Below are 15,512 nucleotides of genomic sequence, written 5' to 3'. Positions count from 1 at the left end.
GACGTTCAACCGACGGACACCCCTCGTGAGGGCGCCGTCGATTGCCGAGAGGAGCTGGCAGGTGACGAGCGAGACCACCGAGACGTTGCAATTGCACGCCGCGCGGCCGGCGACGATCGACCCGCGGCGATGGCTGGCGCTGCCGGTGCTGCTCACCGGCGCCTTCCTGCCGATCCTCGATTTCAATGTCGTCAACCTGGCGCTGCCGGTCATTCGCGACAATCTCGGCGCCAGCCCGAGCGAGGTGCAGTTCGTGATCTCGGCCTATGCTGCGACCTACGCCGTCTTCCTGATCACCGGCGGCAGGCTCGGCGATCTCCTGGGGCGGCGGCAGATGTTTTTGATCGGCGTCGCTGGCTTCACGATCGCATCCGTGCTGTGCGGCATCGCGTGGTCACCGGCCATGCTGGTCGCCGGACGGGTCCTGCAGGGCCTCACCGCCACCGTGATGGCGCCGCAGGTGCTTGCCTCGATCCGCGTGCTGTTTCCGGCGGCCGAACAGGGCCGCGCGCTCGGCTTCTATGGCGCGACCTTCGGCCTTGCTAATATCTGCGGCCAGCTACTGGGCGGCGTCCTCGTCTCGGCGCAACCGTTCGGACTGGCCTGGCAGGCGATCTTCCTGATCAACGTGCCGATCGGCCTCGCCGCCTTCGTCGGCGGCCTGCTGTACCTCGCCGACTCGCGCGCCGCGCACGCGCAGCGGCTCGACGTCGGCGGCGTCATCCTGCTGTCGCTCACGCTCGGCCTTCTGGTCTATCCGCTGATCGAGGGCCGGGAATCCGGCTGGCCTATCTGGATCGTCGCGATGCTGCTGGCATCTCCGCTGATGCTCGCCGCCTTCGTCCGCTTCGAGGCGCGGCTCGAAGCCCGTGGCGGCGATCCGCTGGTCGCGCCGCATCTGCTGCGCAACAGCGATTTCGTGATCGGGCTGGTGATGGCGCTCGCCTTCTACATGCTGTCGTCGTTCTATTTGACCTTCGCGGTCTACCTGCAAAATGGCCTGCACCAATCTCCGCTGGAAGCCGGCCTTGCCACCCTGCCCTTTGCCGCCGGCTTCTTCGTCAGCTCGCTGGTATCATCGCTGGTGATGCAATGGCTCGGTGCCCGCACGCTGACGCTGGGCTTTGCGCTCCAGGTTGTCGGCTTCGGTGTCGTGATGCTGTCGGTCGGCGGCGCGCTTCCGCAAAGCCTCGAATTCGGCCTGATCTGCGGCGGGCTCGGCTTCGGCACCGTGATGCCCTCGGTGATCAAGGCCGTGATCGGCAGCATCGATCCGCGCCATGCCGGGCTGGCGTCGGGCATGATGATCTCGACCTTCCAGATCGGCGCGGCACTCGGCGTCGCGATTATCGGCGGCGTCTTCTACAGCCTGCTCGGGCCGCATCCGCTGGCCGATGACTACGCGCACGCCTTCACGATCGCGCTCGGCTGCAATGTCGCGCTGCTGGCGCTCGGCGGCTGGCTGTCGCTGTGGCTGCCGCGCGAGCCGGCGGCGGGTTGAGATCGACACCGCCGACGCGGCTATTGCTTCGCGGCCGCGAGCGGCGGCGGAAACAGCAGCTTGAGCAGGATGGCGGCAAGCAGCGTCACCAGGGCGAGACCGGTGGAGAGATAGAGCGCGCTCGCATCGCCGAACCGGTCGATCACGATTGCATAGATCAGCGGCGCCGCCGCCGGCAGGATGAAGCTCGGGACAATGAGCCGGCCGACCAGCGTGCCATAGCTGCGATGATCGAACAGGATGAGCGGCAGCGTTCCCCTGGTGATGGTCAGAATGCCGTTGCAGGCGCCGTAGAGCAGCGCAAACGCGATCCCCATCTCCCGCGCTGATCCGCTGAACAGGCCGGCGATGAAGGAGAGCGGCATGATCATGCAGGCCATCAGGTTGAGCGCGAGCGGATCGAGCCGGACGCCGAACAGGACTTCGCAGAGACGCGCGGCGGATTGCCCGATCCCCCGCAGCGTTGCGATCCAGACCGCAACGGTGACGGTGAGCCCGAGGCCGGTGAGCACCGCGATCATGTGCGCGGACATGCCGGCGTTCAGGAAGTTCGCGCCGGTCATGATTACGGCATAGAGCCCGCTCGCCGCTGCAAGCTGCCGCCGCCCCACCGCGCGCGGTTGCCTCGATGCCACCGCAGCAGCGCCCGGCACGCCGGCAAATCGCTGGTTCGGAACCAGCAGATGCAGCGGGATCGTCAATAGCGCAATGCCGGCATAGGCCAGCACCGCGCTGCGCCAGCCGAAATGGTCCGATAGCGTATGGCCGAGCGGCCAGAACACGGTGGCGGCCAAGCCACCAAGCAAGGTGATCCCGGACATCGCACGGCGCGCCTCCGGCCCGCCGATCCGGGCCAGCGCCGCGAAGGCCGCATCGTACAGCGTCAGCCGCATGCCGAGGCCAAGAACGATCCAGGATGCGAAATAGCTGCCGATCTGGTGCGAGAGCGCGAGACCCGCGCAGCCGAGCGCGTTGATCACCGCCCCCGCGACCATGACCTGCCGGCCGCCGCTTTTGTCCACCCACCTGCCCGCAAGGGGCGACGTCACGCCCATCACCAAGAGCGCCGCGGCAAATCCGCCGTAGACGATGTCGCGGCTCGAGCCGAGATCCGCGGCGATCTGCTCGCCGAACCCGCCGATCAGATAGTAGGTCGCGCCCCACGAGATCAGTTGAGCCAGCCCGAGGGCAATCACGACCCGGCGTGCGATCACCGGGCCGTTTCCCTGTCTGACGGAAGCGTGGAAGCGCCCGGCCCCAGCGGCCGCTGCATCAGCACGGTGTCGACCCATTGCCCGAGCTTGAAGCCCACCGACCTCAGCGTCCCCACCATCTCGAAGCCCATGCGACGGTGCAGCGCGATCGATCCGGCGTTGCCGCTGTTACCGATCACGGCGATCATTTGCCGCCAGGGTCCCGCCTCCGACCGTTCGATCAGCGCCCGCAGCAGCGCCGCACCGACGCGGCGGCCACGCAGGGCTTCCAACACGTAGACCGAGTCTTCAATGGTGTTGCGATAGGCCGGCCGCGGCCGGTACGCTGTCGCGTAGGAGTAGCCGGCCACCCGTCCGTCGATATCGGCCACGATATATGGCAGCCCAGCGGCCAGCACGGCGGCACGGCGCTCGAGCATCTCGTCGAGTGTCGGCGGCACTTCCTCGAAGGTCGCCAGCCCGTTGAGCACGTGGTGCGCGTAGATGCGCTGCACCTCCGCCATGTCGACCTCTGTGGCGTCGCGAATCACGGTGTCTTCGTTGTCTCTCATCCTTGCCTCGTCTTGCGGCATCATGCCCGTGCTTCGACGGCGCGTCGGTGCACGCTGCGGGCACCACGGGCTCATCTCGACATCGCTGCGCGACAGTCCGACATCCGCCAGCAGGCGATCATCGAGCTCGCGCAGCGCCTGCCGGCGGCGGATGCGCGAATGCGGCGAGACCGCAAGATAGCGCCCCAGCTCGACGATGACACCGCCAATGGACTTGAGGGCGGACAATGCCTGCTCCCGGTCTGCCGAAGCCGTCGCTTGCCGGACTATGCGCCTCGGCGTTATATAAGTGAAGCTTTGACAGCTTATGCACGGCATAAGAGATACTTTGATGAAAAACCTCAACCTCGATTATCTCGAAAGCTTCGCAGTCGTGATCGACTGCGGCAGCTTCTCGGCGGCAGCCGAGCGGCTGCAACTCACGCAGCCCGCGGTGAGCCTGCAGGTGCGCCAGCTCGAGCGCAGCCTGAATGCGACGTTGATCGAGCGGGTCGGACGCAAGGCCAGACCGACCGCCGCCGGCGTCGCGCTGCTCTCCCATGCGCATCAGATCAATGCGGCGGTGGCGTCGGCGGTCGACGCCGTTGCACAGCAAACGACCGGAACGGCAGGCCGCGTGCGGCTCGGCACCGGTGCGACCGCCTGCATCTTCCTGCTGCCGCCGATCCTGAAGGAGCTGCGCGCCGCGCTGCCCTCGCTGGAGATCACCGTCACGACCGGCAACACCGCGGAGATCGCCCGGGCGGTCGAGGACAACACCATCGACATCGCGCTTGTCACGCTGCCGGTGTCGGGGCGCAGCTTCGAGATCACGCCGGTCGTGAACGACGAGTTCGTGCTGATCGCGCCCCGCGACATGCCACTGCCGGCGCGGATCACGCCGGAGGTGCTTGCGACCAGGCCGGTGCTGCTGTTCGAGCCGGGCGGCAACACCAGGCGCACCGCGGACGAATGGCTGGCCCGCGGCGGCGTGTCCTTGAAGCCGTTGATGTCGCTCGGCAGCGTCGAGGCGATCAAGGAGATGGTGCGCGCCGGGCTGGGCTGTGCGGTGCTGCCCGGCATGGCCGTCCCCGCCAGGACCAAGCAGCGCGACCTGGTCGTCCGGTCGCTGTCACCAAAGCTCTACCGCCGGCTCGCGGTGGTGATCCGCCGCGACAAGCGCCTCGATCGCGGGCTGCGGCAGACCTTGTCAGCGCTGAAGGCACTCTCGGCCAAGGACAATGGCCGCTAGAGCGTCGAGCGAGGCGGACGCCGGTCCACGTCAAGAAAGCAGGCAAGACAAGAAGCGGGAGCTTCGGTTCTGATCCAATCAAAACCGAAGCCCTCGGAAGCACGCCGCGCGTTCTCCCCGTTCTACCCCTTACGTCGCCTTGCGCTCCTGCTCCGCGATCTTGCGGAACGCGGCCTCGCCGGCATCGGTCACCGCCGCCCATTTTGCGTTCGGCGTGGCCTCGGCTTCGTAATTGTCGTGCCAGTTCCACCATTTGTAGGTCGGGCCCTGCGGATAACCCTTCGGCGAGTCCTCCCAGAGTTCCTGGCGGCCGAGCGGCGTGATGTCGAGATAGCTCCACACCGTACCCATCGCCTCGTCGCCGCGGCTGTTGACGAAATAGGTGCGGAAGATCCGCTCGCCGTCGCGGATGAAGACGTTGTGGCCGTGCCACTCGGCAACGCCGAAGTCGGTGTCAAAACTGTCGGTGATCGTGTACCATGGCATGTCCCACTCCATCCGCGCCTTCAGCCGCGCGATGTCCGCCTGCGGCGCGCGCGAGGCGTAAGCCAGCGTGGTGTCGCGCTGATTCAGATGGGAGAGGTGACTGACCTGATCGGCGCCGAGCGAACAGCCGCGGCAGCCATGGTCCGGCCAACCGAACACGCCGGGCTCGAAGAAGGCGCGGTAGATGATCAGCTGCCGGCGGCCCTCGAACAGGTCGAGCAGGCTCGCCTTGCCGTTCGGTCCTTCGAAGACATATGGCTTCTCGACCGCCATCCAGGGCATCCGCCGCCGCTCCGCCGCAAGCGCGTCGCGTGCCCGCACCTGGGCCTTCTCCTTCACCAGCATCTCCAGGCGCGCCGCCTCCCACGCTTCCCGCGACACCACGGGTGGTGTCTGCATCGCCGCCAGTCCGCCGCGATCGTTTTCAGCTGATTTATTCATGATGGTCTCTCCATCTCCGATTTGGACGAACTCCGCTCCCCGAGCGCGGTTCCAGCGCCGGCGGCCGTTCGTCATTGGCCATGCCGCAATCTGGCTCGGCAGCGTTGGCGAGCGGGAGTGACAAGTGTGTCGGGATTTTTCGCGCAGGTGGTCAGACCGCATCATCATATTTGTGATATGCATGCACTTTGCAATTAACTATGCGAACCTCGCCGGCATGAAGCAAACCGCTGCCCCCGCGTCCGATGATGGCCTCAAGCTCAGCGCCTGGCTGCCTTACCGCCTGTTCCTGGTCGCGGCGCAGGTCGCCCGACCGCTCGAGCGCTTCTACGGCGAGACGTTCGGATTGAGCCAGGCGGGCTGGCGCATCCTCGCCGTTATCGCCGAGCGCGACGCGGCCAACGCCTCCGAGATCGGCCGCGCCTGCGCGCTCGATCCGTTCGCGGTCAGCCGCGGCATTGGCCAGCTCACAGAGCTCGGCTTCGCGGTGCGACGCTCCGGCAAGTCCGACCGGCGCTTCGCCGCCGTCAGCATCACCCGCAGCGGCCGGGCCGCGTTCAACCGGATCGCCGCACTCGGCAGCGCGATCGAAGCGCGGCTGCTGGCGCGGCTGTCGGAGAGCGAACGCGCCACGCTCGATTCCGCCCTCACCCGGCTTGAGGGAGCAAGCGCGCGGATCGACGCCGACGGCTGGCGCGCACTGCGCGATGACGCCGGCGCGCCATGACGGCCCTGCTGTTCGCAGTGACCGCGCTGCTCTGGGGCGGCGGCGCGCTGGCAACGGCGATGCAGGCCGGCGTGACGCCCGCGCCGTGGTCGGTCGCGCTGCGCATGGTGCTCGCGGGCGTCATCCTGCTCGGCTACGGCCGGATGCGCGGCGTGACGCTCTCGATCCCGCGCAAGGACCGTCCGGCGGTCGCGTTGCAGGGCCTGCTGTTCTTCGCCATTGCCTTCATCGCCTTCTATGAGGCATCCGCACGCATGCCGAGCGGGCTTGCCGCGCTCGTGCTGTCGACATCGTCGCTGTTCGCGGCCGTGATCGCGCGTGCCGTGCTCGGTGTGCCGATCTCTTCCGGATTCGTGTGGGGCGCGCTGTGCGGCGTTCTCGGCCTCGCGATCATCTTCCTGCCCGGCGTCGCCGCGCATGGCGCCGCGCCGCTTGCGGGATTCGCCTGGGCGCTCACTGCGGCCATCGCAACCGGCGCCGGGACAACGGTCGGTGCGCGCAACCAGCGCGCCGGACTGCCTGTCGTCTCCGTGCTCGGCTGGGGCGCGTTCGTCGGCGCGACAGCGAGCGCGCTGTGGGCCGCCGCGACGGGCACGCCGTTTGCGGCCGACATCTCGCCCTCCTACGTGACGAGCTTCCTCTATCTTGCGATTGCCGCGTCCTGCATCACCTTCATGCTCTATTTCGAGCTGGTGCGTCGGCTCGGTCCTGGCCGCGCGGCCTATACGCTTGCGCTGGTGCCGCTCGTCGCGCTCGTGCTGTCGGCGCTGTTCGAACACCTCGCGCTGGGTTGGCCGGTGCTCGCCGGCGCCGTCGCGATCCTCGCCGGCAACGTCCTGGTGCTGGCGCGCGATTGACCGGCTCGTCGGCGCACAGCAAGAGGCATGCGGCAAGTTGTCCCGCGCCGGCGATCGCCGGCCGGTCAACCTCTTATTTCCCGATCGCATTAATCGGACGTTGTCCGGCTCGCATATAAAGAAGCAATCCGGGACGACGAGGCGGCTTCGCAGGGTTACCCGATGGTGAATTCCATCCGCAAAATCGGCAACACCGAGTACTTCGCAATCCAGGCCGACGGCCAGGATGACTGGATCATGCGTCCTGCCCTCGGCCAGCGGCCCGCGCGGAATGCCGGGCTGCTGCCGGATGGCATCGCCTGGTTCTTCAACACCGACGCGAGATTCATCTTCTATGATCTCGCGCGTCGCCAACTCGTCGATCGGCTGCAAACGCCCTGGGCGCGCGGCCACGACGGAAAGGACGCGCGCGACGATTATCTGAGTTACGGATTTCTCCAGAGCAAGGATGGCCGGTTCGTCTATCTCTTTATCACGCCGCGAACGCGACTGACCTGCATGTCATCGACCTCGAGCGCAGGGCGATCGTCCGCTCGGTTCTGGACATGCCGAGCGGCAACTCGCTGTGCCCGCCGGTTCTGGACCAGGCTGGCCGGATTCTGGTTTCCGCGTTCCGGCACGACAACGGAATCGTTGCACTGTTGCTGCGCATCGATCCGCAGACGGGCCATCACGATGTGTCGAGCTGCGAGGGATCGCGGGCGAGGTCGTTCCTGATCCGCTCGAGCCCGTGCGGCCGCTATTGGCTGCGCGCCGACAATTCCCGGCTCCCGATGATTACCGAGGAGAGCTCGCTCGTCTCCCGGTTGCTGGGCAGAGACACCACGGCGCAGCGGGAGTATTTCAGCTTTGCCGTCGAGATATGGCAGGCCTTTCCGCTCCGGCGGCTGCACTCCGTCGCGCCGATGTGGATGCAGGCGGAAGGGTTGCCCGACACGGCCCAGCTCGACCTCGACAGACGGAAGCAGGGATTGCCGCCTCGGCGAGGCGAGATCTACCGCAAGGTGTCGCAGTTACTCGATCGCGAGGCCACGCTGACGACCAACCAGATCAACGCGAAATCGCATCCCGATCTGTGGCCGGATCCGAATAGCCACTACGCCAATGTCAGCAGCAATCTCCGCGACTTCGAACTCTCCGAGCGCGACGTGATCGGCTGGCAAGGCGATAGCCAGACTTTCTGGTTGAAGCGGCATGACTTCGTCGCCTGCGTCGGTGTGGACGGGACGGTTTCGCCCAAGATCATGCTGGAGCGGTTCGGGATGGACGACCGTCCCTGGCTGGCACGCGCCCGCGGCTGGTCGAAGGCGACGCCCCTGCCCGACCGTCGCCTCGATATGCGGTTCACGGAGGGGATGGTGACGGTCTCCGGCGCGCCAGGCGATCCGGTACACCGCGTCCGGGCGGTGCCCGTAACCGAGGATCATTTCAGGCCCGCGCCACCCGAGCCGCAAGAAGAGGACAAGGATGCCGCGCTCGCCAAGAAGGCCGAGACGCTCGCCAGGCGGTTCAGCACCTACACCGTCGATCTCGCCTCGATGAGCGAGCCCGATTGTGTCGCAGCCATCGATGCGCTCACGGCGCAGATCGGTCCCGATATCAACGAGCGTCCCTACGACAACCACCTGCAGGCAGTGTTCCGTTGCGACGGCAAGCGGCTCAACGAGAAGAAGTTCTTCTCGCATGTTGCGAAGCACTGCCCCGGCGCCGCACCTGCGATCCGCGGGCTGATCGACGCGGCGTGCACGCACATCGGACCGCATGCCAACGCCTGGTACGATCCTTACGGAGACGAGATTCCGACCGCGCTGTTGGGCTACGCCGCCTGGTGCCTCGCGCGCCTGGATAAAACGAGCAACGATGTCCTGCTGCGCTACTACGGGCTGGTCGATACCGATCACGAGAACTTCTTTTTCGAGAAGATCGCTCCGTTGATGCTGGAGAACGCAGGCGACGCGAGTCCTCGCCTGGAGCTCGCGGAGCAATTCTATTTCGGCGACCTCGGCAATGCCATCGATCACGCCGCGCTCTGGCGAATGGCGAAGATGGCCGAGCATGCGGCGAGCCTGATGACGGCGCAGCAGTACGCGGCGCGATTGCTGGCGCGCGCAGCCGCGACCTCCGCCGCGCGATCGAAGTCGGAGTTCGGGTATTATTGTTTCGACAATCTCGCGCGGTTCCTGACGGATCCTTCGCGATGGGAAACAGAGCTGCTGCAAGAACTCCGCCAAGCGGCGAGCGATCTCGCGCCCCAATAGCGCCGCGGCAGATGAAAATATCACGCCGGCATGTCACATTCGCCGTTCCTCGTTCGTCATGATGTCGTCAACCAACCCAGGGAAACCGACCATGACTGTCAGACTTGATCCGCTCGCCGCCGCCCCCAAGATCATGAAGATCTGGTTCGACGCGTCGGTCGCGATCTCCTCCAGCCTCGAGCCGAAGCTCGCCGAGCTCGTGAAGATTCGCGCCTCGGAGATCAACGGCTGCGCCAATTGCATCAATTTGCACACGACATTCGCCCGCGATGAGGGTGAGACCGAGCAGCGCATCTACCTGCTGTCGGCCTGGCGCGAAGCGCCCTGCTACACCGATCGCGAGCGCGCCGCGCTCGGCTGGACCGAGGCCCTGACTCGGATCTGCGAGCAGCACACCCATGTCGCGGCCTACGAGGCGCTGAAGGCGCATTTCACGCCGGAGGAGCAGGTCAAGGTGACCTTGCTGATCAACATCATCAACGGCTGGAACCGGATCGCGGTCGGCTTTGGCGGCTTCGTCGATCCGCACGTGATCAAGGCCAGGATGGCCGCGGCGTGACCGCGGAAACGGCACGAGACGACGCAGCGGCTGACTTCGCGCCGCTGCGTCCCGGGCTGATGCGCGTCGCCTATCGCATGCTCGGCTCGGTGGCCGATGACGAGGACATGGTGCAGGAGGCGTTCATCCGCTGGATGAAGGCCGACCGCAGCGAGGTGCGCGAGACGGAGGCGTTCCTGCGCCGCACGGTGACGCGGCTCTGCCTCGATCAGCTCAAATCCGCGCGCCGCCAGCGCGAGACCTATGTCGGCCCGTGGCTTCCGGATCCCGTCGTCGAGGAGCAGGACGATGACGTCACCCTGCCGCTGATGCTGGCGCTGGAGCGGCTGTCGCCGCTGGAGCGCGCGGCCTTCCTGCTGCACGAGTGTTCGGACTTGGCTTCGACGAGGTCGCGGCAACCATCCAGCGAACGCCGGCGACCTGCCGTCAGCTCGCCGGCCGCGCGCGCAACCATATCCGCGAGGCGCGCCCGCGCTTCCAGATCGAGAAGCAGCGCGGCATCGCGCTCGCCGAGGCCTTCTTCGCGGCATCGCGCAGCGGCGACATGAAGGCGCTCGGTGCCATGCTGGCGGCCGATGTCAGCGTGCATGCCGACGGCGGCGGCAAGCGTCCGGCAGCGAAGAAGCCGATCCTCGGCTTCGATGCCGTGATGCGCTTGCATGAATCGCTGGCGGCGCATTTCCGCAACCACAGCTCGCACCTGGTTCGCACCGGCTTCATCAACGGATTGCCCGGCTTCATCACGCTCGAGACCGACGGCGAGCTGTCGACCACCGCGCTCGACATCGAGGACGGCAAGGTCGTGGCGATCTATCTGGTGAGGAACCCGGACAAGTTGCGGCATCTGCACTAGGCGGCATGGCTTCATTCGGTCTGGATCGCCGGCCGATTGACGCGGCGACGATATCTGACTAAAGTCAGATATATGCTCGACCCCGTGTCCCGCGTCCGTCGCTTCAACCGTGCCGTGACCTCCGCCGTCGGCGCGCTCGACACCTCGTTCCTCGGGCGCGGCCGGCCGCTCGGCGCGGCGCGCGTGCTGAACGCGATCGGACACGGCCGCGCCGATGTCGGCGAGATCAGGGATTATCTCGGGCTCGATTCCGGCCTGATGAGCCGCCTGCTGCGCAGCCTCGAGGACGAAGGCCTGATCGAGACCACGGCGCATGGCGACGATGCGCGCCGCCGCATCGCACGGCTGACGGCGGCGGGTAGGCGCGAGTTCAACGCCTATGAGGCGATCTCCAACCGGCAGGCCAAGGACTTTCTCACCCACCACAGCCAACGCGAGGCGCTGCTGGCGGCGATGGACCTGATCGCATCGGCGCTCGGCCGCGACGGCACCGCCCTCGATGAGATGGATCCGCGCAGCGACGAGGCGCGCTACTGCCTCGGCGAATATTACGCCGAACTGGCGCGGCGATTCGAGAAAGGCTTTGACGTCAAGCTGTCGCGCGACCCTGAGGCCAAGGATATGGTGCGGCCGCGCGGCAGCTTCATCGTGGCGATGTCGGACGGCCTGCCGATCGGCTGCGTCGGGCTGAAGGGCAGCGGCGGCGAGTTCGCCGAGATCAAGCGGCTCTGGGTCGCACCTGGCGCGCGCAGCCTCGGCCTTGGCCGCCGCCTGATGGACGCAGCCGAGCAGGCCGCACGCGAGCTCGGCATCGCGGTGTTGCGGCTCGACACCAACAGCGCGCTGCCGGAAGCCGGCCAGCTCTATCGCAGGACGGGCTGGACCGAGATCCCGCGCTTCAACGACGACCCCTACCCCGATCTGTTCTTCGAAAAGCATCTCTGAACGGCGCGCGCACGCGGTGCCCGGGATCAGCATGTTGTCCGGCGCGATGCACTGGCCTAAGACACGGGCATGACCATTCGTCCCATCGTGCGCTATCCCGATCCGCGCCTTGCACTGCCGGCCGAGCCGGTGACCATGTTCGACGAGGCGCTGCGCGAACTGGCGCAGGACCTGCTCGAGACCATGCGCGCGGCGCCCGGCATCGGCATCACCGCGCCGCATATCGGCGTATCCCTGCGCGTCGTGGTGCTCGAGTTCGATGCCAGCGAGGGCGCGCGGACCTATGTCAATCCGGAGATCATCCGGACCTCGCCCGAGATAATCCTGCACAAGGAAGGCAGCGTCTCGATGCCCGGGGTCAACGACGAGGTCGAGCGTCACGCCCGCGTCCGCATCCGCTATCAGGATCTCGACGGAAACATGCAGACCGAAGAGTCCGACGGCCTGCGCGCCGTGTGCCATCAGCACGAGATCGATCAGCTCGACGGCGTGTTCTGGATCAGGCGGCTGTCCCGCATCAAGCGGGAGCGCCTGATCAAGCGCTTCGACAAAATCTCGCGGACGTGATCGTAGCCGCGCATGAGCGAAGCGACATGCGGGACAAGCCGCGATCAGCAGACGGAAAGGCCCCGGATATCGCTGCGCTCATCCGGGCTACGCGTCTTGCGCGAGCGAACCAACCTGCCTTCGTCCTACCCTCCCGCCATCAAATCCTTGGCCAGCGCCATGTAAGCCGGCAGCGTCACAGGGTCGTTGGCGGCGTTGCCGGCGGCCGGGTGCGAGGCGTAGCGCGCGATCACTATCTCGGCCTTCGGATCGATATAGAGACTCTGGCCATAAACGCCGCGCGCCATGAAGGCGCCGTGCGCATTGTGCGTCACCCACCATTGATTGCGGTAGGACGCCCCTGGCAGTGTTGTGTAGCCGGCAGGCTTGAATTTCTCGGGATCGCCGCCGCGCGCGATGTCCTCGACCACTTGAGACGGTACGATCTGGCGGCCGTTGAAGCGGCCGTGGTTGCGGATCGTCTCGCCGAACCGGGCAAGATCGCGCAGCGTCGTCGACAATCCGCCGCCGCCGCTTTCGGTGCCGATGCGGTCGACGTGATAATGCGCATCCTCCTCGGCGCCCATCGGCGCCCAGATCCGCTCGGAGAGCAGGTCGGACAGCGTCATGCCGCTAGCACGGCGGCAGATCCAGGCCAGCACGTCGGTGTTGACGGTCTTGTAGGCGAACGCCTTGCCGTGCTCGCCCTGCTTCTGCTGCGCGCAGAGGAAATTGAAGATATTGGTCGCGCCCTCATAGCCCGGCTCGATCGGCGCCATGCCGTTGGCGCGCCGCAGCCCCCACACGTCGGAATTCTTGTCGGTATAGACCTCGGTGTATTTGAGGCCGGTGGTCATATCCATCGCCTCGTGCACGCGGGCATCGCCGAACGCGCTTGCCTTCAGCTCCGGCACGTAATCGGTGATCGGCGCCTGCGGATCGATCTTGCCCTCGGCGATCAGGATACCGGCAAGCGTGCCGGTGAACGATTTGGTCACCGACATCGCGATGTGCGGCTTGTGCGGCCTCAGGGCGCCGAAATAGCGCTCGTAGATCAGCTTGCCCCGGTGCAGCACGGCGATGCCGTCGGCATAGGTTTCCTCGAGCATGCGCGCGAAGGTCATCGGGCGACCGTCCATCGTCACCGATGCCGACGCGCCGATATCATGGTCTGCGCGCGGCAGCACCGACGCCGGCCCTGCCCCGCGCCAGACATTCACGGTCGGCACCAGTTGGCGGATGTTGCTCCAGGCCCAGCGCAATTCGGGGAAGCTGCGGAACGAGCCGTTCTGGAAGGTGATGGTCCTGTCCTGCGGCGGCGGAAAGCCCTGCATCCAGCCAAGCGTCTGCGGATCGGATTCGGCGGCGGTGAGATTTTGCTGTTGATTGGCGGCGGCTGCGACGGACATCAGGGCTGGCTCCAGAGCTGCGAATGCGAATTTCGTATCACGCGACAGCACCAGGCACATCCCGCGTTTGCGCCGGGGTGATCGTCGCGGCGAGCGCACGCCGCAACGCGAATGGCCGCGTGCCGCACACGCCAGCTCGATCGGACACCTGACTATCGAGCCCGGGCCAAATCATTCCACCACGCGGATTACCCCGCCGCCGCGCGCTCGATCGCGGCGATGTCGATGTTCTTCATCGTCATCATCGCCTCCATCGCGCGCTTGCCGGCGGCGCGGTCGGCGCTGTTGACGAGCTCGAGCAGCCGCCGCGGCGTGATCTGCCAGGCAAAGCCCCAGCGATCCCGGCACCAGCCGCACGGCAATTCCTTGCCGCCGTTGGAAGTGACCGCATTCCAGTAGCGGTCGGTCTCCTCCTGGCTGTCGGTGAGCACCATGAAACTGACCGCCTCGTTCGGCGTGTAGTTGGAGCCTCCGTTTAACCCCACGAAACGCCGGCCGAGCACGGTGAACTCGACCGTCAGTTCCTCGCCCTGCCCGATGCCCGGTATCGGAGATTGATGGCCCGCGCCGACATGGCTGTCGGGAAACGTCGCGGCATAAAACTCCGCCGCTTCGCGCGCCCGGCCCTGATCGAACCAGAGGCATGTGACGAGATCGGTCATGGCAGTCTCCTTCCAGGGATCGTCGAGCAGAATGGAGAGGGAATAATCCGTGATTATGGTCCTGGTTCGACGCGGCGCAGGCTTTCGTTCCACAACGTGTTTCGCCATCGCGGATCATGTTTCGCCACTTCGGCTCACGCGCATGATCAACAGCGGCACGATGACGATCACTCCCGCCATCAGCATCACTCCGGATAGATCCGAGAGATTCAGCATCCGGGCACCAAGAATGGCTCCGACGCCGATCGCCGAATTGATGACCGCGGAGTGGACCGCGGCCGCGGACATCGCCATGGAACCGGCCGCGCGTAAGATCCAAGTCTGGAGGCCCGCGAACAGCGCCGCGACGGCGGCGCCCCAGACGATGAGCAAGGTAACAACCGCGCCGGCCCCCAGTTGCGGGCCAAACCATCCAAGCCCGACAAGCGCGCCCGCGAGGGCCAGCAGTCCCCACGTGATGACAGATGTCATGAAGCGATCGATCAGAACGCCGGTCAGGATGTTGCCGACAAATCCTGCTCCGCCAAAGCCGAACAGCATCACACCGATCATGAAGGGCGGCACATCCGCGATCTCGCCGAGGAAGGGTTCGATGAACGTATAGGCTGCGAAATTCGCTGCCGCCATGAACGCCGTTACGGAATAGATTCTCCGCAGGTCCTGTCGGCGCACCACCGCTGCCAGCGCTTGCCATCCCGCCGGCGATCCGGCCCGGAGCCGCGGAAGAACGCCGACCATCAGGGCGGACGTGCACAATCCGACCCCGCCGATCACGCCGAAAGCCGCGCGCCATCCGTTGTTCTGTCCGATGAGGTTGACGAGCGGCACGCCGATGACGGTTGCCATCGAGATTCCGCCGAACACGATCGCTGTCGCAACACCCATGCGATGAGACGGCGCGATCTGCGTTGCGATCGCGGCCGCCATCGCCCAGAAGAAGCCGTGAACGACAGCACCGACCGCCCGCGCCAGCAGCAACCCCGTGAAACCGTCGGAGAGCATTGCCGCAAGATTGGTCGCAGACTTCACCAGCATCAGAACAACGAGCAGCGGTTTGCGGGGAAAACGTTGCAGCAGAACGGCGGACAACAGGCCGCTTGCAGCGCCGATCCAGGCATAGAGCGTGACCGTGAGCCCGACCGCGGCCTGGTCTCGACCAAGATCGAGGGCGATTTGGGACAACAGCCCGACCGGCGCGAACTCGCTCGTGACCATCGTGAACGAAGCAACGCCGAGCACGATGACGGCGAGCCAGACGCGGAGCCCGGGACT

General features: G+C 66.2%; 15 protein-coding genes and 1 pseudogene. 9 read left to right on the top strand and 7 right to left on the bottom strand.

From position 1 onward, the window contains the following. The first annotated feature begins 61 nt into the window (after window positions 1–61). On the top strand, window positions 62–1,501 hold the full coding sequence (locus ACVMDN_RS14250; RefSeq protein WP_456835140.1) for an MFS transporter: 1,440 nt from the start codon (window positions 62–64) through the stop codon (window positions 1,499–1,501). A 20-nt stretch (window positions 1,502–1,521) separates the two neighbouring features. Here ACVMDN_RS14250 and ACVMDN_RS14245 read toward each other — a convergent pair whose 3' ends face one another. Both ACVMDN_RS14245 and ACVMDN_RS14240 read right to left on the bottom strand, forming a co-directional pair. Continuing rightward, window positions 1,522–2,715 (bottom strand): MFS transporter, encoded by a 1,194-nt coding sequence (locus tag ACVMDN_RS14245; RefSeq protein ID WP_456835141.1) that lies wholly within the window; start codon window positions 2,713–2,715, stop codon window positions 1,522–1,524. Further along, window positions 2,712–3,494 (bottom strand): GNAT family N-acetyltransferase, encoded by a 783-nt coding sequence (locus ACVMDN_RS14240; protein ID WP_456835142.1) that lies wholly within the window; start codon window positions 3,492–3,494, stop codon window positions 2,712–2,714. The genes ACVMDN_RS14245 and ACVMDN_RS14240 overlap by 4 nt, the downstream gene beginning before the upstream one ends. A 103-nt stretch (window positions 3,495–3,597) precedes the next feature. Between ACVMDN_RS14240 and ACVMDN_RS14235 the strand changes: the two genes are divergently transcribed. Then, the gene (locus ACVMDN_RS14235) at window positions 3,598–4,497 is read left to right on the top strand and encodes a LysR family transcriptional regulator (RefSeq protein WP_141342088.1); all 900 of its coding nucleotides are present in this window, start codon (window positions 3,598–3,600) and stop codon (window positions 4,495–4,497) included. Between the two features lie 129 nt (window positions 4,498–4,626). Here the strand turns inward: ACVMDN_RS14235 and ACVMDN_RS14230 are convergent, their stop codons facing one another. Beyond that, window positions 4,627–5,424, bottom strand: a complete 798-nt coding sequence (locus ACVMDN_RS14230) for a DUF899 domain-containing protein (RefSeq protein ID WP_076831799.1) — start codon at window positions 5,422–5,424, stop codon at window positions 4,627–4,629. Between the two features lie 181 nt (window positions 5,425–5,605). On the opposite strand from ACVMDN_RS14230, the gene ACVMDN_RS14225 reads away from it, so the two are divergent. Beyond that, window positions 5,606–6,151, top strand: a complete 546-nt coding sequence (locus ACVMDN_RS14225) for a MarR family winged helix-turn-helix transcriptional regulator (protein WP_456835143.1) — start codon at window positions 5,606–5,608, stop codon at window positions 6,149–6,151. Then, window positions 6,148–7,008: a DMT family transporter gene (locus tag ACVMDN_RS14220; RefSeq protein ID WP_141342091.1), complete on the top strand. Its 861-nt coding sequence runs from the start codon at window positions 6,148–6,150 to the stop codon at window positions 7,006–7,008. The genes ACVMDN_RS14225 and ACVMDN_RS14220 overlap by 4 nt, the downstream gene beginning before the upstream one ends. Window positions 7,009–7,163: 155 nt before the next feature. Here ACVMDN_RS14220 and ACVMDN_RS14215 read toward each other — a convergent pair whose 3' ends face one another. After that, window positions 7,164–7,337: a hypothetical protein gene (locus ACVMDN_RS14215; protein ID WP_456843644.1), complete on the bottom strand. Its 174-nt coding sequence runs from the start codon at window positions 7,335–7,337 to the stop codon at window positions 7,164–7,166. Window positions 7,338–7,553: 216 nt separating this feature from the next. Between ACVMDN_RS14215 and ACVMDN_RS14210 the strand changes: the two genes are divergently transcribed. From ACVMDN_RS14210 to ACVMDN_RS14190, 5 genes and pseudogenes are all read left to right on the top strand, one after another. Continuing rightward, entirely contained in the window at window positions 7,554–9,266 is a 1,713-nt protein-coding gene (locus ACVMDN_RS14210) for a hypothetical protein (protein ID WP_456843643.1), read from the top strand. 91 nt (window positions 9,267–9,357) lie between these two features. After that, the gene (locus ACVMDN_RS14205; protein WP_057019801.1) at window positions 9,358–9,825 is read left to right on the top strand and encodes a carboxymuconolactone decarboxylase family protein; all 468 of its coding nucleotides are present in this window, start codon (window positions 9,358–9,360) and stop codon (window positions 9,823–9,825) included. Between the two features lie 59 nt (window positions 9,826–9,884). Beyond that, a pseudogene (locus ACVMDN_RS14200) lies at window positions 9,885–10,678 on the top strand (sigma-70 family RNA polymerase sigma factor). A 72-nt stretch (window positions 10,679–10,750) separates the two neighbouring features. Further along, window positions 10,751–11,623, top strand: coding sequence for a bifunctional helix-turn-helix transcriptional regulator/GNAT family N-acetyltransferase (locus tag ACVMDN_RS14195; protein ID WP_141342111.1), 873 nt, complete (start codon window positions 10,751–10,753; stop codon window positions 11,621–11,623). 69 nt (window positions 11,624–11,692) lie between these two features. Continuing rightward, entirely contained in the window at window positions 11,693–12,190 is a 498-nt protein-coding gene (locus ACVMDN_RS14190; RefSeq protein WP_057020041.1) for a peptide deformylase, read from the top strand. Between the two features lie 125 nt (window positions 12,191–12,315). Here the strand turns inward: ACVMDN_RS14190 and ACVMDN_RS14185 are convergent, their stop codons facing one another. The 3 genes from ACVMDN_RS14185 to ACVMDN_RS14175 form a co-directional block, all read right to left on the bottom strand. Further along, a complete protein-coding gene (locus ACVMDN_RS14185; RefSeq protein WP_456835145.1) occupies window positions 12,316–13,578 on the bottom strand; it encodes a serine hydrolase domain-containing protein in 1,263 nt (420 codons plus the stop codon). Window positions 13,579–13,766: 188 nt separating this feature from the next. Then, window positions 13,767–14,240, bottom strand: coding sequence for a VOC family protein (locus tag ACVMDN_RS14180; protein WP_057019799.1), 474 nt, complete (start codon window positions 14,238–14,240; stop codon window positions 13,767–13,769). 114 nt (window positions 14,241–14,354) lie between these two features. Then, a complete protein-coding gene (locus ACVMDN_RS14175) occupies window positions 14,355–15,479 on the bottom strand; it encodes an MFS transporter (RefSeq protein WP_244558933.1) in 1,125 nt (374 codons plus the stop codon). Between the last annotated feature and the right edge of the window lie 33 nt (window positions 15,480–15,512).

The sequence above is a fragment of the Bradyrhizobium sp. USDA 4510 genome, assembly GCF_054059095.1.
Note: the sequence above shows the minus strand (reverse complement) of the source record. Positions and strands in the feature narration are given on the sequence as shown.

Excerpts from the sequence above, each read along its gene's own strand:
- ACVMDN_RS14215 (WP_456843644.1), bottom strand. The coding sequence starts at position 7,337 with ATGAATCTCGCGTCGGTGTTGAAGAACCAGGCGATGCCATCCGGCAGC.
- ACVMDN_RS14230 (WP_076831799.1), bottom strand. The coding sequence starts at position 5,424 with ATGAATAAATCAGCTGAAAACGATCGCGGCGGACTGGCGGCGATGCAG.
- ACVMDN_RS14220 (WP_141342091.1), top strand. The coding sequence starts at position 6,148 with ATGACGGCCCTGCTGTTCGCAGTGACCGCGCTGCTCTGGGGCGGCGGC.
- ACVMDN_RS14195 (WP_141342111.1), top strand. The coding sequence starts at position 10,751 with ATGCTCGACCCCGTGTCCCGCGTCCGTCGCTTCAACCGTGCCGTGACC.
- ACVMDN_RS14190 (WP_057020041.1), top strand. The coding sequence starts at position 11,693 with ATGACCATTCGTCCCATCGTGCGCTATCCCGATCCGCGCCTTGCACTG.
- ACVMDN_RS14205 (WP_057019801.1), top strand. The coding sequence starts at position 9,358 with ATGACTGTCAGACTTGATCCGCTCGCCGCCGCCCCCAAGATCATGAAG.
- ACVMDN_RS14210 (WP_456843643.1), top strand. The coding sequence starts at position 7,554 with ATGCCGAGCGGCAACTCGCTGTGCCCGCCGGTTCTGGACCAGGCTGGC.
- ACVMDN_RS14235 (WP_141342088.1), top strand. The coding sequence starts at position 3,598 with ATGAAAAACCTCAACCTCGATTATCTCGAAAGCTTCGCAGTCGTGATC.
- ACVMDN_RS14180 (WP_057019799.1), bottom strand. The coding sequence starts at position 14,240 with ATGACCGATCTCGTCACATGCCTCTGGTTCGATCAGGGCCGGGCGCGC.
- ACVMDN_RS14185 (WP_456835145.1), bottom strand. The coding sequence starts at position 13,578 with ATGTCCGTCGCAGCCGCCGCCAATCAACAGCAAAATCTCACCGCCGCC.
- ACVMDN_RS14225 (WP_456835143.1), top strand. The coding sequence starts at position 5,606 with ATGCACTTTGCAATTAACTATGCGAACCTCGCCGGCATGAAGCAAACC.